Origin of the sequence: Thiocapsa sp. (assembly GCF_011390875.1) — a bacterium.
Lineage (GTDB): Bacteria > Pseudomonadota > Gammaproteobacteria > Chromatiales > Chromatiaceae > Thiocapsa.
In genome coordinates this window covers 47,739-62,565 of the sequence record NZ_JAABRP010000001.1, presented here as the reverse complement: position 1 = coordinate 62,565, position 14,827 = coordinate 47,739, and the positions used below count along the sequence as shown (strand labels likewise).

Genomic DNA, 14,827 nt, shown 5'->3' with positions numbered 1-14,827 from the left:
GGAAATCCATCGTCGCCCTCGCCCGGCAGCGTGGGGCGAGCGCGGCGGCCGGGGTCGATGACCGCGTCGTGCCCTTCTCGGCGCGCACCCGGCTCTCCGGGATCGACCGGCCCGACGGCGGGCGCATCCGCAAGGGTGCGCCGGATGCGATCCGGCGCTTTGTGACCGAGAACGGCGGCATCTATCCGGCGGAGACGACCCGAGTCGTCGAGGAGGTCGCGCGCGGCGGGGCGACACCGCTGGTGGTGGCCGAGCTGCTGCCCGCGGACCATTCGGCAGCGGATCGGGGACGGGTGCTCGGCGTCGTCCCGCTTGCCGACATCATCAAGCCGGGGATCAAAGAGCGTTTCGCGCGTCTGCGTGCCTTCGGCGTGCGCACCGTCCTGATTACGGGCGACAATGCGCTGACCGCGGCGGCCATCACCGCGGAGGCCGGACTCGACGACTATGTCGCCGAGGCGACACCGGAGCAGAAGCTGGAGCTCATCCGCCGCGAGCAAGCCGAGGGGCACTTGGTCGCCATGATGGGCGACGGCACCAACGACGCGCCCGCCCTGGCCCAGGCCGATCTGGGCCTCGCCATGAATTCGGGTACCCAGGCGGCCAAGGAGGCCGGCAACATGGTCGACCTGGATTCGGATCCGACGAAGCTGCTCGAGGTGGTGGAGATCGGCAAGCAACTCCTGGTCACGCGCGGGGCCTTGACCACCTTTTCGCTGGCCAACGATGTGGCCAAGTATTTCGCGATCCTGCCCGCGGTCTTCGTCGCCGGGGTGCCGGCGATGGCGGCGCTCGACCTGATGCAGCTGCATAGCCCGGCGAGCGCCGTCCTGGCCGCGGTTATCTTCAATGCCCTGGTGATCCCCTTGCTGATCCCCTTTGCATTGCGCGGGGTGCACATCCGCCCGGCGAGCGCGGATGCCCTGCTGGGCCGCAATCTGGCGATCTATGGTCTGGGGGGGCTGCTGCTGCCCTTCGTCGCCATCAAGGGGATCGACCTCGGACTGAGTCTGGTGATGTAGGAGCCGACGATGACAGCAAGACGCCAAGCGCGCCGACATGTACGGCCCCCCGGCCATCCTCCGACAGGCTGGCTGCCCGCCGTGCGCACTGCCGTGGTGCTGATCCTGTTGTGCGGGGGACTCTACCCCTTGGCGAGCGTTTGGTCCGCGGCCGCGCTCTTTCCGCACCAGGCGACCGGGAGCCTGATCGAGCGCGAGGGCGCGCTCGTCGGCTCCGCGCTGGTGGGCCAGGCCTTCGTCGATCCGGGTTATTTTCGGGGTCGACCCTCGGCGGCCGGGTATGACCCCTTCCGGGTGTCCGGCTCCAATCTGTCCCCCGGCAACCCGCAGCTTCGGGCACGCGCCGCGACGACCGCCCACGCCCTCGCCGCCGAATACGCTGTCGATCCGGCGAGGATCCCGGTGGACCTGATCGCCGCCTCGGGCTCGGGCATCGACCCGCACATCAGCCCGGAGGCGGCCCGGATGCAGGTGGCACATGTCGCCGAGGTGCGCGGTCTGCCGCAGGCACAGGTGGCGGAGCTGGTGACGGCACAGGTCGAGCCGCCGATCCTCGGCGTGCTGGGACAGCCTCGGGTCAATGTGCTGCGATTGAACCTAGCGCTCGACGCGCTCGGGCCGAGCGGGGCGCCGTGACGGAGTCGGACCCGAATCGTCCGGATCCCGAGGCCCTGCTCTCGGAGGTCGCGCAGGAGGGTCGCGGCGGACTGAAGATCTTCCTGGGTGCCTCCCCAGGCGTGGGGAAGACCTTCAAGATGTTGCAGGCCGCCCAAGAGGCCCGGAGCGAGGGTGTCGACCTGGTGCTCGGACTGATCGAAAGCCACGGGCGCGCCGAGACCGAGGCCCTTGCCGAGGGATTGGAGCTGATCCCGCGGCAACGCATCCCCTATCGCGGCCGGGTCTTCGAGGAACTGGACCTGGATGCGATCCTGCAACGCGCGCCCGCGGTGGTTGTGGTCGACGAGCTCGCGCACCGCAACATCCCGGGCACCCGCCACCCGCGTCGCTACCAGGACATCGAGGAGCTGCTCGGACGCGGTATCGACGTCTGGACCGCGGTCAACATCCAGCATCTGGAAAGCCTCAACGACGCCGTCGCGCGCATCACCGGGGTGCGGATGCGCGAGACCGTCCCCGACGCCCTGCTCGCCAAGGCGCGCGATCTGGTGTTGGTGGATCTCACCCCGAGCGAGCTGATCGACCGTCTCAAGCAGGGCAAGGTCTATGTGCCCGAGCAGGCGCGAGCGGCCTTGGACGGTTTCTTCAGCCCTTCCAACCTAGCCGCGCTGCGCGAGCTTGCGCTCCAGACGGTGGCCGAGCGCATCGACCTGGATGTCCGCGCGGCGATGCGGCGACGCGGTGTCGAGGGCCCCTGGCCGGTGCGCACCCGGATCCTGGTCGCGATCGACGGCGTGGGCAACAACGAGGAGGTCGTGCGCCTGGGGCGGCGCCTCGCCGAGCGTCGGCGTGCGCCCTGGAGTGTCGTCTATGTCGAGGCGAGGGACAGCGGCCCGGAGCGCCGCGCGCGGGTGGAGCGGGTCTTCCATCTCGCCGAGCGCCTGGGCGCCGAGGTGGTGACGCTGCGCGGACAGGATCCGGTCGAGGAGATCCTGAGCTACGCGCGCGCCCGCAACGTCACGACCCTGGTGATGGGCCGCAGTCGCCGCCGTCGACTGGCCGGGCTGCTCGGCCGGACCCTGAGTCAACGTCTGCTGCGCGAGGGGGGCGAGTTCGAGATCACCTTCGTGCCCTCCTCCATCGCCCGTGCGCGGCGTCGCGAGCCGGGGCGGCGCCGGCTCGCCGCAGCGGGCGATTATCTGGTGGCCGCGGGCGTCATTGCCGCGTCGGGCGCGATGGCCGCGCTCCTCGAACCGCTCCTGCCCCTCGCCAACCTCTCGCTCGTCTTCCTGGCCGGGGTGCTCTGGGTCGCGGTGCGCTCCACGCTCGGACCCGCCCTGGTCACGGCACTCGTCAGTGCCGCGCTCTACAACTTTCTCTTCACCGAGCCGCGCTACACCTTCTTGATGCACCGCACGGACGAGCTGCTGACGATCGTCTTCTTCCTGCTTATGGGGTTGGCGGGAGGTCAGTTGGCGAGTCGCCTGCGTCGGCAGATGATTGCCCTGCGCGCGACCAATGCCCAGACCCAGACGCTGTTGGACCTCGGGCGGCGCCTCACGGCCGCCGCCGATCTGCCGAGCGTGCGCCGCGAGACGGTGCGGTCGCTGGCCGAATACCTGCGCGTGCGCACCGTCCTGCTCGCGCCGACGGATGACTCGGGCGCTTTGCGGGAAGCGATCGGATCGGATACGGATGCAGGCGCGGCCGTGCTGGACGACAAGGCGCGCGCGGCTGCTCAGTGGGCCTACGACCATCGTCAACCCAGCGGTGCCCGGACCGAGACCCTGTCGGGCCTGACCTGGCGATTTCTCCCGCTGGCGATCGAGAAGGAGACGTTCGGGGTGATCGGGCTCGACCTCGCCGGCACGCCGCAGGTCTCGTCCGCCCAGTTGGCCGCGCTCGATGTGCTGGTCAGCCAGGCCACGCTCGCCATGGCCCGGACCCGGCTGGCCGATCGTCTGGAGCAGGCCAAGGTGGCGGAGGAGACCGAGCGGCTGCGCTCGGCGCTCTTGTCTTCCGTCTCGCACGACCTGCGCACGCCGCTCGCCTCCATGATCGGTGCGGCCAGCAGCCTGCGCGCGCTCGACGACAAAATCTCCCCGGAGGACCGCGCCGAGCTGCTCGACGCGGTCCTGAGCGAGGGCGAGCGGTTGAATCGCTACATCCAGAACCTGCTCGACATGACCCGACTCGGCCACGGCACCCTGCGGATCGAGCGGGACTGGATCGGCATCGACGATCTGCTCAACGCGGCGCTGCGTCGTCTGCGCGAGCCGCTCCAGGGTCTGCGCGTCACCCGAGCCATCGCCCCGGACCTGCCGCTGCTCTATGTGCACCCCGCGCTCGTCGAGCAGGCCCTGGTCAACGTGATCGAGAATGCCGCGCGCTTCTCGCCGCCCGGCGGCGAGATCCGATTGACGGCAACGCGACAGGGCGAGAGTCTGCGCCTGACCATCTCCGACCAGGGGCCGGGGATCCCCGAAGAGGACCGTAGGCGGGTATTCGACATGTTCTTCACCGGAAGCAAGGGCGATCGCAGCAAGCAGGGCAGCGGCTTGGGACTTGCGATCTGCAGCGGGATGATCGGTGCGCACGGCGGACGGATCGAGGCGCTCGAAGGTCCCGGCGGTCGCGGGGCGACCATCGCCATCGCGCTGCCGATCATCGAGATGCCCCCGAGCGCCGGCGCCGAAGGTGTGGATCCCGACGTGGAGAGGGCCGATGGATGACTCCGGAAACCGATCAGCGGTACACCCGAGGCGTGACCAGCCGTGACCACCGCCCGTATCCTGGTGATCGACGACGAGGAGCAGATCCGACGTTTCCTGCGGATCAGCCTCAAGAGCCAGGGCTATCAGGTCATCGAGGCCGACAACGCGGAGGCGGGTCTGGGCTTGGCCGCGACCCAGACCCCGGACCTGGTCATCCTCGACCTCGGGCTTCCGGATGCGGACGGCAAGACGGTCCTCGCCGAGATCCGCGCCTGGTCGTCGGTCCCGGTCCTCGTCCTGTCCGTGCGGGATTCGGAGACCGAGAAGGTTCTGGCCCTCGACGGCGGCGCCAACGACTATGTCACCAAGCCCTTCGGGGTGCAGGAGCTACTGGCGCGCGTGCGCAATCTGCTGCGCAGCGTCGGCGACGCGGCCAAACCCGGCGGACTCTTCGACGACGGTCACCTGCGGATCGATCTCGGCCTGCGCTTGGTCACCCTCGACGGGACCCCCGTCCATCTCTCGCGCAAGGAATACGCCGTCCTGCAGGCGCTCGTCGCTCAACCCGGCCGGGTCGTCACCCAATCCCAGCTGCTGCGCGAGATCTGGGGGCCGACCCATGTCGAAGACACCCACTATCTGCGGATCGTGATCGGCAAGCTGCGTCAGAAGCTGGCCGACGACCCGAGCGAACCCGGCTATCTGGAGACCGAGCCGGGCGTGGGGTATCGGTTTATCGGTGAGCGGTGAGATCAATCCCGCCAAAACCCCGGCGTAAACAACACCAACAAGGTAAAGATCTCCAGCCGCCCGAGCAGCATGGCCACGGCGCAGATCCATTTCTGCGCGTCGGAGACGGTGGCGAAGCTGCCTGCCGTCTCGCCGAGCCCCGGCCCCAGGTTGTTCATGCAGGTCGCCACCGACCCGAAGGCCGTGATCGCGTCCATTCCCAGTGCCATCAAGAGCATCATGAACACGACGAAGGTCCCGACATAAAGCCCGAAGAAGGCCCAAACCGCCTCCAATGTCCGGTTCTTGATCACCTGTCGTCCGACCAGGAGCGGCTGGACGTGCGAGGGATGGACCAGGCGGCGCAGCTCGATCCCGACCTGTTTGCCGAGGACCACGAAGCGGATGACCTTCATGCCGCCGGCGGTCGAGCCGGCGCATCCGCCGACAAAGCTGATGAAGATCAGGAGCATCGGCAGCAGCGTGGGCCACACCGAGAAGTCGTCGATGCCGTAACCGGTGCTGGTGATGACCGAAGCGACGGTGAAGGCCGAGTAGCGCAGGGCCTCGCCGGGCGACGCTTTCGCGCCTTCCAGATAGAGCACCAGGGTCGCAATCAGCACGACCCCGAGGACGACACCGAGAAAAGCCCTGACCTCCGGGCTGTCCCAATACGGCCGAAGCGAAACGCGCTGCCAAACCAGAAAATGCACACTGAAGCTGATCCCGCCGATCAGCATGAAGACCGTGGCGATGCCCTCGATGAGGACGCTGTCGAAATAGGCCAGGCTCGCATCGTGCGTGGAGAAGCCTCCGGTGGAGACCGTGGTGAGACTGTGGGCGATCGCATCGAAGGGGGTCATCCCCGCGATCCAATAGAGCAGCGCACAGACGACCGTGATCGACAGATAGAGGATCCAGAGTGCACGCGCGGTATGGGCGATCCGCGGCGTGAGCTTGTCGTCCTTCATCGGTCCCGGTGTCTCGGCCCGCATAAGCTGCATCCCGCCCACGCCGAGGATGGGCAGGAGCGCGATCGCCGAGACCACGAAGCCGATCCCGCCGAGCCACTGCATCTCCTGGCGAAAAAAGAGAATCGACGGCGGGAGATCGTCGAGTCCGACGATAACGGTCGCCCCGGTGGTGGTGAAGGCGGAGACCGACTCGAAGACCGCATCCGCCGGACTCAAACCTAAGCCGATCACGAAGGGCAGGCTCCCGAGCAGGCTCATCGCGACCCAGAGCATGGCCACGATGACGAACCCGTCGTGGTTACGCATCGCTTGCCGAAACTTCAGCGCCGGCAGCCAGAGCATCAGGCCGACAGCGAGGCTCACCAGCAAGGACAACGCGAAGTGATCCGCCTCGCCGTCGCCGTAGATGAGCGCAACCGCCAGCGGCGGCAACAAAGCCGCACTGAAGAGGACGAGAAAGATTCCGAGCGTTCGAGCGACCAGCGCGGCCTGCATGCGAGGGAGAATCCGAACCGATGGGTGATCGGTGGACATTCTCCATGTCCTCGGCATCGGCTCCCGTAAAAAGTCCGTAAAATCAAACCGGCCCGAAGCGCGTCCGCGTGCGTGATCCCCTGTGGCGCGGGACCGGCCCGGCGCGAGGGCGATCGACCCTGTCGGGGATCCCGACCCGGATCCCGGATCCGATCTGTTTTTCCGAATCGGCGTGACGCCGGCAGACCGGTAGACTATGCGCCCGGCATCCCCCGCCGCCATCGTCGAATCCCGATCAGGACACCCGTGGATCCCAGCTTCGTCCATCTGCATCTGCATTCCGAGTATTCGCTGGTCGACGGACTGGTGCGGATCAAGCCGTTGGTCAAGCGTGTCGCCGAGCTCGGGATGCCGGCGATCGCGATCACGGACCAGTGCAACTTCTTTGCCTTGGTGCGCTTCTACAAGGCCGCGGTCGCGGCCGGACTCAAGCCGATCGCCGGGGCCGACCTCTTGGTGCGGAACCCGGACGACACGAACAAACCGCACCGTCTGGTGCTGCTCGTCCAGGATGCGATCGGCTACCGCAATCTCACGCGGCTCATCTCGCGGGCCTATGTCGAGGGCCAGCATCTCGGGGTGCCGTATGTGGAGCGTGACTGGATCGCGTCCGCCGCCGAGGGTCTGATCGCGCTTTCGGGCGGGCCGCAAGGCGACGTGGCCCAACTGCTCCTGAACGGGCATCGCGAGGCCGCCGAGCATCGGCTCGCGGAGTGGCTCGCGGTCTTCGGCGACCGCTATTACTTCGAGCTGGTGCGCACCGGGCGCGAACAGGAGGAAGAGCTCGTCGAGGCCAGCGTGGATCTGGCCATCCGCTTGGGCGTGCCCGTGGTGGCGACCAACGACGTGCGCTTCATCCATCCCGATGACTTCGAGGCCCATGAGGTGCGGGTCTGTATCCACGAAGGGCGCACCTTGGATGACCCGCGTCGTCCGCGCCGCTATAGCGCCGAGCAGTCGCTGCGCAGCCCCGCCCAGATGGCCGAGCTCTTCGCCGATCTGCCCGAGGCGCTGGAGAACTCGGTCGAGATCGCCAAGCGCTGCAACCTGGAGCTGACCCTCGGCAAGAATTTCCTGCCGGATTTCCCGGTGCCGGCGGGGATGACGATGGACAGCTATTTCGCCGAGGCCTCGCGGGTCGGGCTCGAGGAGCGCCTGCAGCGGATTCTTGACCCGGAAGCACCGGACCTTGCCGAGCGGCGCCAGCCCTACATCGAACGGCTCGATCTCGAGCTGTCCGTCATCACCCAGATGGGCTTCACCGGCTACTTCCTCATCGTCGCGGACTTCATCCAGTGGGCCAAGGCGCAAGGCATCCCGGTCGGACCGGGACGCGGCTCCGGCGCCGGCTCCTTGGTCGCCTATGCGCTCAAGATCACGGATCTCGACCCGATCGAGCACGATCTGCTGTTCGAGCGATTCCTCAATCCCGAGCGGGTCTCCATGCCCGACTTCGACGTCGACTTCTGCATGGAAGGCCGCGACCGGGTCATCGACTATGTCGCGGGAAAGTACGGACGCGAGGCCGTCTCCCAGATCATCACCTTCGGCACGATGGCGGCCAAGGCGGTGGTACGCGATGTCGGGCGCGTCATGGGTCATCCCTATGGGTTCGTCGACCGGGTCGCCAAGATGGTGCCCTTCGAGCTGGGCATGACCCTGGAGAAGGCGCTCGCCGAGAGCGACGATCTGAAGGCCGCCTACGAGGACGACGAGGAGATCCGGGCGCTCATCGACATGGCCCGCAAGCTCGAGGGCCTGACCCGCAATGCCGGCAAGCATGCCGGCGGCGTGGTGATCGCGCCGACCAAGCTGACCGACTTCGCCCCGCTCTACTGCGAGCAGGGCGGGGAGAACCTGGTCACCCAGTTCGACAAGGACGACGTGGAGCAGGTCGGACTGGTCAAGTTCGACTTCCTGGGTCTGCGCACGCTCACCATCATCGATTGGGCGCTCAAGACCGTGAACGCCCTGCGTCGCGAGGCCGGCGAGGCGCCGATCGACATCGAGCGGATCGAGCCGCAGGATGCCGAGGCCTTCGCGCTCCTGAAACGCTGCGAGACCACCGCCGTCTTCCAGTTGGAGTCGCGCGGCATGAAGGAGCTGATCAAGAAGCTCCAGCCCGACAGCTTCGGCGACATCACCGCGCTGGTCGCGCTCTTTCGTCCCGGCCCGCTGCAATCGGGCATGGTCGACGACTTCATCAACCGCAAGCACGGCCGTGCGGAGGTTGCCTATCCGCACCCGGATCTGGAGCCCATCCTCAAGCCGACCTACGGCATCATCCTCTATCAAGAGCAGGTGATGCAGATCGCCCAGGTGCTCGCCGGCTATTCGCTCGGCGGCGCCGACCTGCTGCGCCGGGCCATGGGCAAGAAGAAGCAGTCCGAGATGGACAAGCAGCGCGCCATCTTCGAGGAAGGGGCGGTCGCGCGCGGGGTCGACGGCAACGTCGCGACCTACATCTTTGACTTAATGGACAAATTTGCCGGTTACGGCTTCAATAAGTGTGTCGTTGGGGACACGCTGGTGACGGATCCATCAAGCGGTGAGCTGCGCTGCGTCAAGGATATCTATCGGTCGGGGATCAACAGCGTCGCGAGTCTGTTGTCGGATCACCAAATGGGCGTGAGCCCCGTTGTTCAGGTGATGGAGAACGGCATCCAGCCGGTTCTTAGACTGACCACCTCGCTCGGAAAGGCCCTGCGTGCCACCGGCAATCATCCCTTGCTGACCGCAACGGGCTGGAAGCGGCTTGATGAATTGCGTGTCGGCGAGCGCATCGCATCGCCCGCGCGATTGCCGATCGAGGGCCCTGAGCAGTGGCCCGAGCATGAGTTGGTGACCTTGGGATGGGTTCTCTCGGAAGGGAATACCTGTCATCCCAGTGGCTTCTATTTTTACAACAAGGATCTCGATGCCAGGGATGATTTCGTGTCCGCCGCAAGCCGCTTTCCCGATACCGTGCCGACGGTGCGACTGAGGCCGGAACGTGCCGAGACCTGGTGCGTTTACGTCGGGACCGGTCGTGATACACGGATCAGCTGCGGAAACGGGCACAGCTTCACGCCACGCTCCGGTGCTCGATTGTGGCTGGAGCGGCTAGACATGATCGGCCAAAAGGCGCCGGAAAAACACTTTCCGCCATCCGTCTTTCGTCTCGACAATCCATGCTTGGCGGTGATTCTCGGGCGCATCTGGTCGGGAGACGGATATGTCGCCGGCGAAAACGCGACCAATAAGATCCCCTATCTGGCGAGCGCCTCCCTGCGTCTGATCAGTGAGACCCAGCATCTCTTGTTGCGTTTCGGTATTGTCAGCCGACTGACGGAAAAGCACTTTCCGTATAAGGACGGGCGAATCGGCTATACCTTGCACCTGGTTGGGCGGAGGAGCATTACGGCATTTGTCGAGTCGATCGGTCCACACTTGGTCGGGAAAGGGAAACAATTGGAAGCGCTGTGCAGGTCGCTCGCTGAAATCCCGAGCGATCTGGAATCCGTCGACACTCTGCCACCCGAGATCAAGCACGCCGTCGGCTTTGAGAAGGATCGCAGTGGCCTGACATGGCGTCAGATTGAGGCTCGCAGCGGCGTCTGCGTCAGAGAACTCTATAGCAAGCCCAGGCCGGACAAGAAGGGTTTCCGTCGAGCGACAATCCGTCGGCTCGCCGAGTTTTTCGATGCCGATGGACTGAGGCAGGCCGCTGACGCTGAGATCTACTGGGAGCGTGTTGTCTCGGTCGAGCCGGATGGCGCTGCCATGACCTACGATCTCGAGGTTGCGGAAACCCACAATTTTATCGCCAACGACATCATCGTTCATAACTCCCATTCGGCCGCCTACGCCCTGGTCAGCTATCAGACCCTCTGGCTGAAGACACACTACACGGCGGCCTTCATGGCGGCGGTACTGAGTGCCGACATGGACAACACCGACAAGGTGGTGACCCTGATCGAGGAGTGTCGAGCGATGCGCCTGCGGGTCGAGCCGCCCGCGGTCAACCGCTCCGCCTATCGCTTCACGGTCGCCGATCCGCGGACCGTCGTTTACGGCATGGGCGCCATCAAGGGGGTCGGCGAGGGTGCGATCGAGGCGATCATCACGGCACGCACGGCCGACGGTCAATTCCGCGATCTCTGGGACTTCTGTCGACGGATCGATCTGCACAAGGCCAACCGACGCGTCCTGGATGCCTTGGTCCGTGCCGGCGCACTCGACGAGCTGGGGCCGAACCGCGCGACCCTGATGGCCGAGCTGCCCTTGGCGCTCAAGCTCGCCGAGCAGCACCATGCGACTCGGGCAGCCGGCCAAGCCGATCTCTTCGGTGCACTGGAGCCGGTCACCTCCCCCGAACCCGATCCCCAATTGGCGAGCGAGGTCCGTGTCGACTGGGAAGACGAGCAGCGTCTGGCAGGCGAGAAGGAGACACTCGGACTCTACCTGACCGGACATCCGATCGATCGCTACGAGTCCGAGCTCCAGGCGATGGCGGTCAGCCGCATCGCCAAGCTCCTGGAGACGGATCGCGAGCTGGGTCGGCGCGACCGGCGCGATCGCGAAAAGCGCAGCGTCGCCGGCCTGGTGGTCTCGGTGCGTCACGGCAAGACACCGCGCGGGCGCATGGGGTCGGTGGTGCTCGACGATCGCACGGGACGCATCGAGATCACCGTCTTCTCCGAGCTCTACGAGCAGTTGCGTCATCTGCTGGTGCCGGATCAGATCCTGCAGGTCTCCGGAGCGCTCAATTTCGACGAGTACCGCGACAGCTGGTCCTTGCGTGCCGACGACGTGCGGACCTTCGAGCAGGCGCGGGCGAGCATGGCCGATCATCTGCGGCTGATCCTGGATCTTTCTGACCCCGCCGCACACGCCGAGGGCCTCGCACGGCTCGAGGCCTTGCGTGCGGCACTCGCCGCCTTTCGCGACGGCGATCTCCCGGTACGCCTGCGCTATCGTCGCCCCGGGGCCGCCGGCGAGCTGGTGCTCGGCGACGCCTGGCGTGTGGAGCCGGCCGATGCCCTGTTGAAACGTCTGCGACAGCTCCTCGGAAGCGACGCTGTGAGTGTCGTCTACGAGCGCTCGCCCCTGCCGACGGCGCACACCGAGACGCAACCCCCGCGTCTGGCGGCGGTGGGCTGATGCAGACCGGGCGCCTCGTTCAACAGGTCCTCGCCCTCGCCCTGCTGCTCGGGGCCGGCTGGTTGATGGTCGGCCTGGTCGCGGATCTGAACCGCGTGAAGGTCCTGAAGACGGATCTTGCCGAGGTCCACCATGTCCGCTATGGGCTACTGGATGCCGACGTCTGGGTCGCGCGGATCGGGGAGATCCTGGAGAAGCGGGTCGACGAGCTGGATCTCACGCAGGCCAGTCGGGAGCAGGTGACGGAGGCCGTGACCCAATTGCTGGATACCCTGATCCGCGAGATCGAGCGCAATCTCGCTCAGCGGCGTCCGGACCCCGGCGGAAGCTGGCTGGACCAGCTCCAAGGCGCACTGCAACAGGGTCTGCAGGATCTGCTGCTGGATGTGGCACGTCTGCGCGACCGCGTGCCCGAGTACGCCGATGCCTTCGTCGAGCAACTCTCCGTGCCCGGTGTAAAGGAGCAGATCAAGGCCAGGTTGCGGGTGCTGCTGAACGATGCCGTGGCCTCGAGCGGTGCCGGGACCGATCGCCGGCCGTTGGAGGCCGTCTTGGTGCGCTATAGCTGTGCGGATGTCGATGCCTGCTCGCGCCTGATCGAGACCGAGATCGGCGCGCTGCAGCCGCGGATTCCACAACGGCTCGGGGCCGTGATCGGGCTGGTGGCCTTAGTGTTCATGGTCTCGCTTCTCGGCGGTACCCAGCGCGGGCAAACGTCGGCCGGGTCGAACGATCGGCTCGCCCCGGTTCTGCTCTTCGCACTTGTCGGCGCGACCTTTCTCCTGCTCGTCGGCGGCCTCGCCACACCGATGATCGAGGTCGATGCCCGCATCGGCGAGCTGGCCTTTCAGCTCCTCGGCGAGCCGGTCGTCTTTACGGATCAGGTGCTCTATTTCCAGACCAAGAGCATCCTCGACGTGATGCGGATCCTCTTCGAGTCCGGCCAGGCCGACATGCTCCTGGTGGCCGTCCTTTTGACCCTCTTCAGCATCGTCTTTCCCGCGCTCAAGCTTCTGGCGACCTATGCTTTTTACTACGATTGGAGCGGGTCGCGCGGATCGGCGACGGTGCGATTCTTCGCGTTGAAGTCCGGCAAGTGGTCGATGGCCGATGTCATGGTAGTGGCCATCTTTATGGCCTACATCGGCTTCGATGCCCTGGTCGGCAACCAGCTCGGCAGCCTTCGGGGCGCGAGCGACGCGGTCGCCGTCTTGACCACCAACGGCACCTCGTTGGAGCCCGGCTTTTATCTCTTCCTCGGATTTGTCCTCGCCGGACTCATCCTTTCGGGTGCACTCGAAAACCGTCTCGACCGGTGACCCTACAGCTGCAATCAGCCCGGGCGCAGCCATCCGTATATCAAGATGGCCCATTCCGTGCGTCTTTGACCTGAGTGCCCTTTTGAACCTCAACCGGAGTCCGTCTCGATGACCACCAGAGAATTCGACAGCATCGTCATCGGGACCGGGCCCGCCGGGGAAGGCGCGGCGATGAAGCTCGCGAAGGCCGGGCATCGGATCGCCGTGATCGAGGCCCACAACGCGGTCGGCGGAGGCTGCACCCATTGGGGCACCATCCCCAGCAAAGCGCTGCGCCACTCGATCCAGATGCTTGCGGACTATCGTCGCAACCCGCTGTTTCAGCACACCCAACATCAGATCGAAGCGGCGTTTCCGGATCTGCTGCGTGCCGCGGACGGCGTCATCAACGACCAGGTCCGCACCCGGTATCGCTATTATCAGCGCAATCGGGTCGAGGTCGTGTTCGGACGTGCGCGCTTCCTTGGCGATGATCGGATCGAGGTCCAACGCGCTGGCAGCGTCACGGAAGAACTGCGTGCGAAGCACATCGTCATCGCGACCGGATCGCGTCCCTACCATCCGCCGGATGTGGATTTCACCCACCCGCGCATCCGCGACAGCGACACGGTGCTCGGACTGAAGCACACCCCGCGATCCATGACCATCTATGGTGCAGGCGTCATCGGTTGCGAGTACGCCTCGATCATGGGCGCGCTCGACGTGAAGGTGAATCTGGTCGATACACGCGACCGACTCCTGTCTTTCCTCGACGACGAGATCACGGACGCGCTCGGCTATCATCTGCGCCAGCAGGGCGTGGTGATCAGACACAACGAGACCTACGAGCGTGTCGAGACCGGCGACGACGGGGTGGTGCTGCACTGCAAGTCAGGCAAGAAGTTCAAGACGGACATCCTGCTCTGGGCCAACGGGCGGACCGGGAACACCCACGACTTGGGGCTCGAGACCATCGGGGTGACGCCCAATCAGCGTGGTCAGCTCGAGGTCAACAAGAGCTACCAGACCGCCTTGCCGCACATCTACGCCGTCGGCGACGTGGTCGGTCAGCCCGCGCTGGCCAGTGCCAGCTATGATCAAGGGCGATTCGTCGGTGCACATATCGCCGACGGCGCCTGCGACTGGTCTCTGATCGAGGAATTCCCGACCGGGATCTATACGGTCCCGGAGATCAGCTCCGTGGGACGGACCGAGCGCGAGCTCACCGCACTGCAGATCCCCTACGAGGTGGCTCAAGCCGACTTCAAGAGTATCGCCCGCGCCCAGATCACCGGGCATACGGTCGGCATGCTCAAGCTCCTCTTCCACCGCGAGACCTTGGAGATCTTGGGAATTCACTGCTTCGGCGAGCAAGCCGCCGAGATCGTGCATATCGGCCAGGCAATCATGTCTCAGCGCGGCGAGGCGAACAGCATCCGATACTTTACCGAGACCACCTTCAACTATCCCACGATGGCGGAAGCCTATCGGGTCGCGGCGCTCAACGGGTTGAATCGGCTCTTCTAAAGCTGAACCGCGTCCGGAATGACATGCAAGCTCGCATCTACATTCGGCATCCTGACGATCAAGCGCCCTCGCGGTCGACGCGGTTCAGGACAATAAGAGAATCATTGATTTAAGTTGCGATGACGGGCGTGTTGCGTCGCAGGATTAACTTTGGGTTGATATGTTAGAGAATCATTATATACTGATGCCCTAATCAGGGCGCGATCGAAGGGCAACGACAATAATCAGCTTGCTGCCGCGACCGCTTCATGGCGCGGGTACCCGGAATC

At 65.6% G+C, this 14,827-nt stretch carries 8 protein-coding genes and 1 pseudogene; 8 read left to right on the top strand and 1 reads right to left on the bottom strand.

Going from position 1 to position 14,827, the window contains the following annotated elements:
* From GPT33_RS00235 to GPT33_RS00220, 4 genes are all read left to right on the top strand, one after another.
* Positions 1-1,022 (top strand): HAD-IC family P-type ATPase (locus GPT33_RS00235; protein ID WP_296804698.1); only part of this gene is annotated, 1,022 nt, incomplete at its 5' end.
* 9 nt (positions 1,023-1,031) lie between these two features.
* The gene (gene kdpC, locus GPT33_RS00230; RefSeq protein WP_296804694.1) at positions 1,032-1,658 is read left to right on the top strand and encodes a potassium-transporting ATPase subunit KdpC; all 627 of its coding nucleotides are present in this window, start codon (positions 1,032-1,034) and stop codon (positions 1,656-1,658) included.
* On the top strand, positions 1,655-4,372 hold the full coding sequence (locus tag GPT33_RS00225; protein WP_296804692.1) for a sensor histidine kinase KdpD: 2,718 nt from the start codon (positions 1,655-1,657) through the stop codon (positions 4,370-4,372). Before kdpC ends, GPT33_RS00225 begins: the two co-directional genes overlap by 4 nt.
* Before the next feature lie 42 nt (positions 4,373-4,414).
* Complete coding sequence (locus GPT33_RS00220; protein WP_296804689.1) at positions 4,415-5,104, top strand: response regulator; 690 nt, start codon at positions 4,415-4,417, stop codon at positions 5,102-5,104.
* Between the two features lie 2 nt (positions 5,105-5,106).
* On the opposite strand, the gene GPT33_RS00215 is transcribed toward GPT33_RS00220, so the two are convergent.
* Positions 5,107-6,591, bottom strand: coding sequence for a TrkH family potassium uptake protein (locus GPT33_RS00215; RefSeq protein ID WP_363928878.1), 1,485 nt, complete (start codon positions 6,589-6,591; stop codon positions 5,107-5,109).
* 246 nt (positions 6,592-6,837) lie between these two features.
* On the opposite strand from GPT33_RS00215, the pseudogene dnaE reads away from it, so the two are divergent.
* The 4 genes and pseudogenes from dnaE to sthA form a co-directional block, all read left to right on the top strand.
* Positions 6,838-10,416, top strand: a pseudogene (gene dnaE, locus GPT33_RS00210) (DNA polymerase III subunit alpha); the annotation flags it as partial.
* Positions 10,417-10,491: 75 nt separating this feature from the next.
* Positions 10,492-11,733, top strand: coding sequence for an OB-fold nucleic acid binding domain-containing protein (locus GPT33_RS18835; RefSeq protein ID WP_363928880.1), 1,242 nt, complete (start codon positions 10,492-10,494; stop codon positions 11,731-11,733).
* Entirely contained in the window at positions 11,733-13,052 is a 1,320-nt protein-coding gene (locus GPT33_RS00205) for a paraquat-inducible protein A (protein ID WP_296804684.1), read from the top strand. Before GPT33_RS18835 ends, GPT33_RS00205 begins: the two co-directional genes overlap by 1 nt.
* Before the next feature lie 108 nt (positions 13,053-13,160).
* Positions 13,161-14,558: a Si-specific NAD(P)(+) transhydrogenase gene (sthA, locus tag GPT33_RS00200; RefSeq protein WP_296804682.1), complete on the top strand. Its 1,398-nt coding sequence runs from the start codon at positions 13,161-13,163 to the stop codon at positions 14,556-14,558.
* The last annotated feature ends 269 nt before the right edge of the window (positions 14,559-14,827 follow it).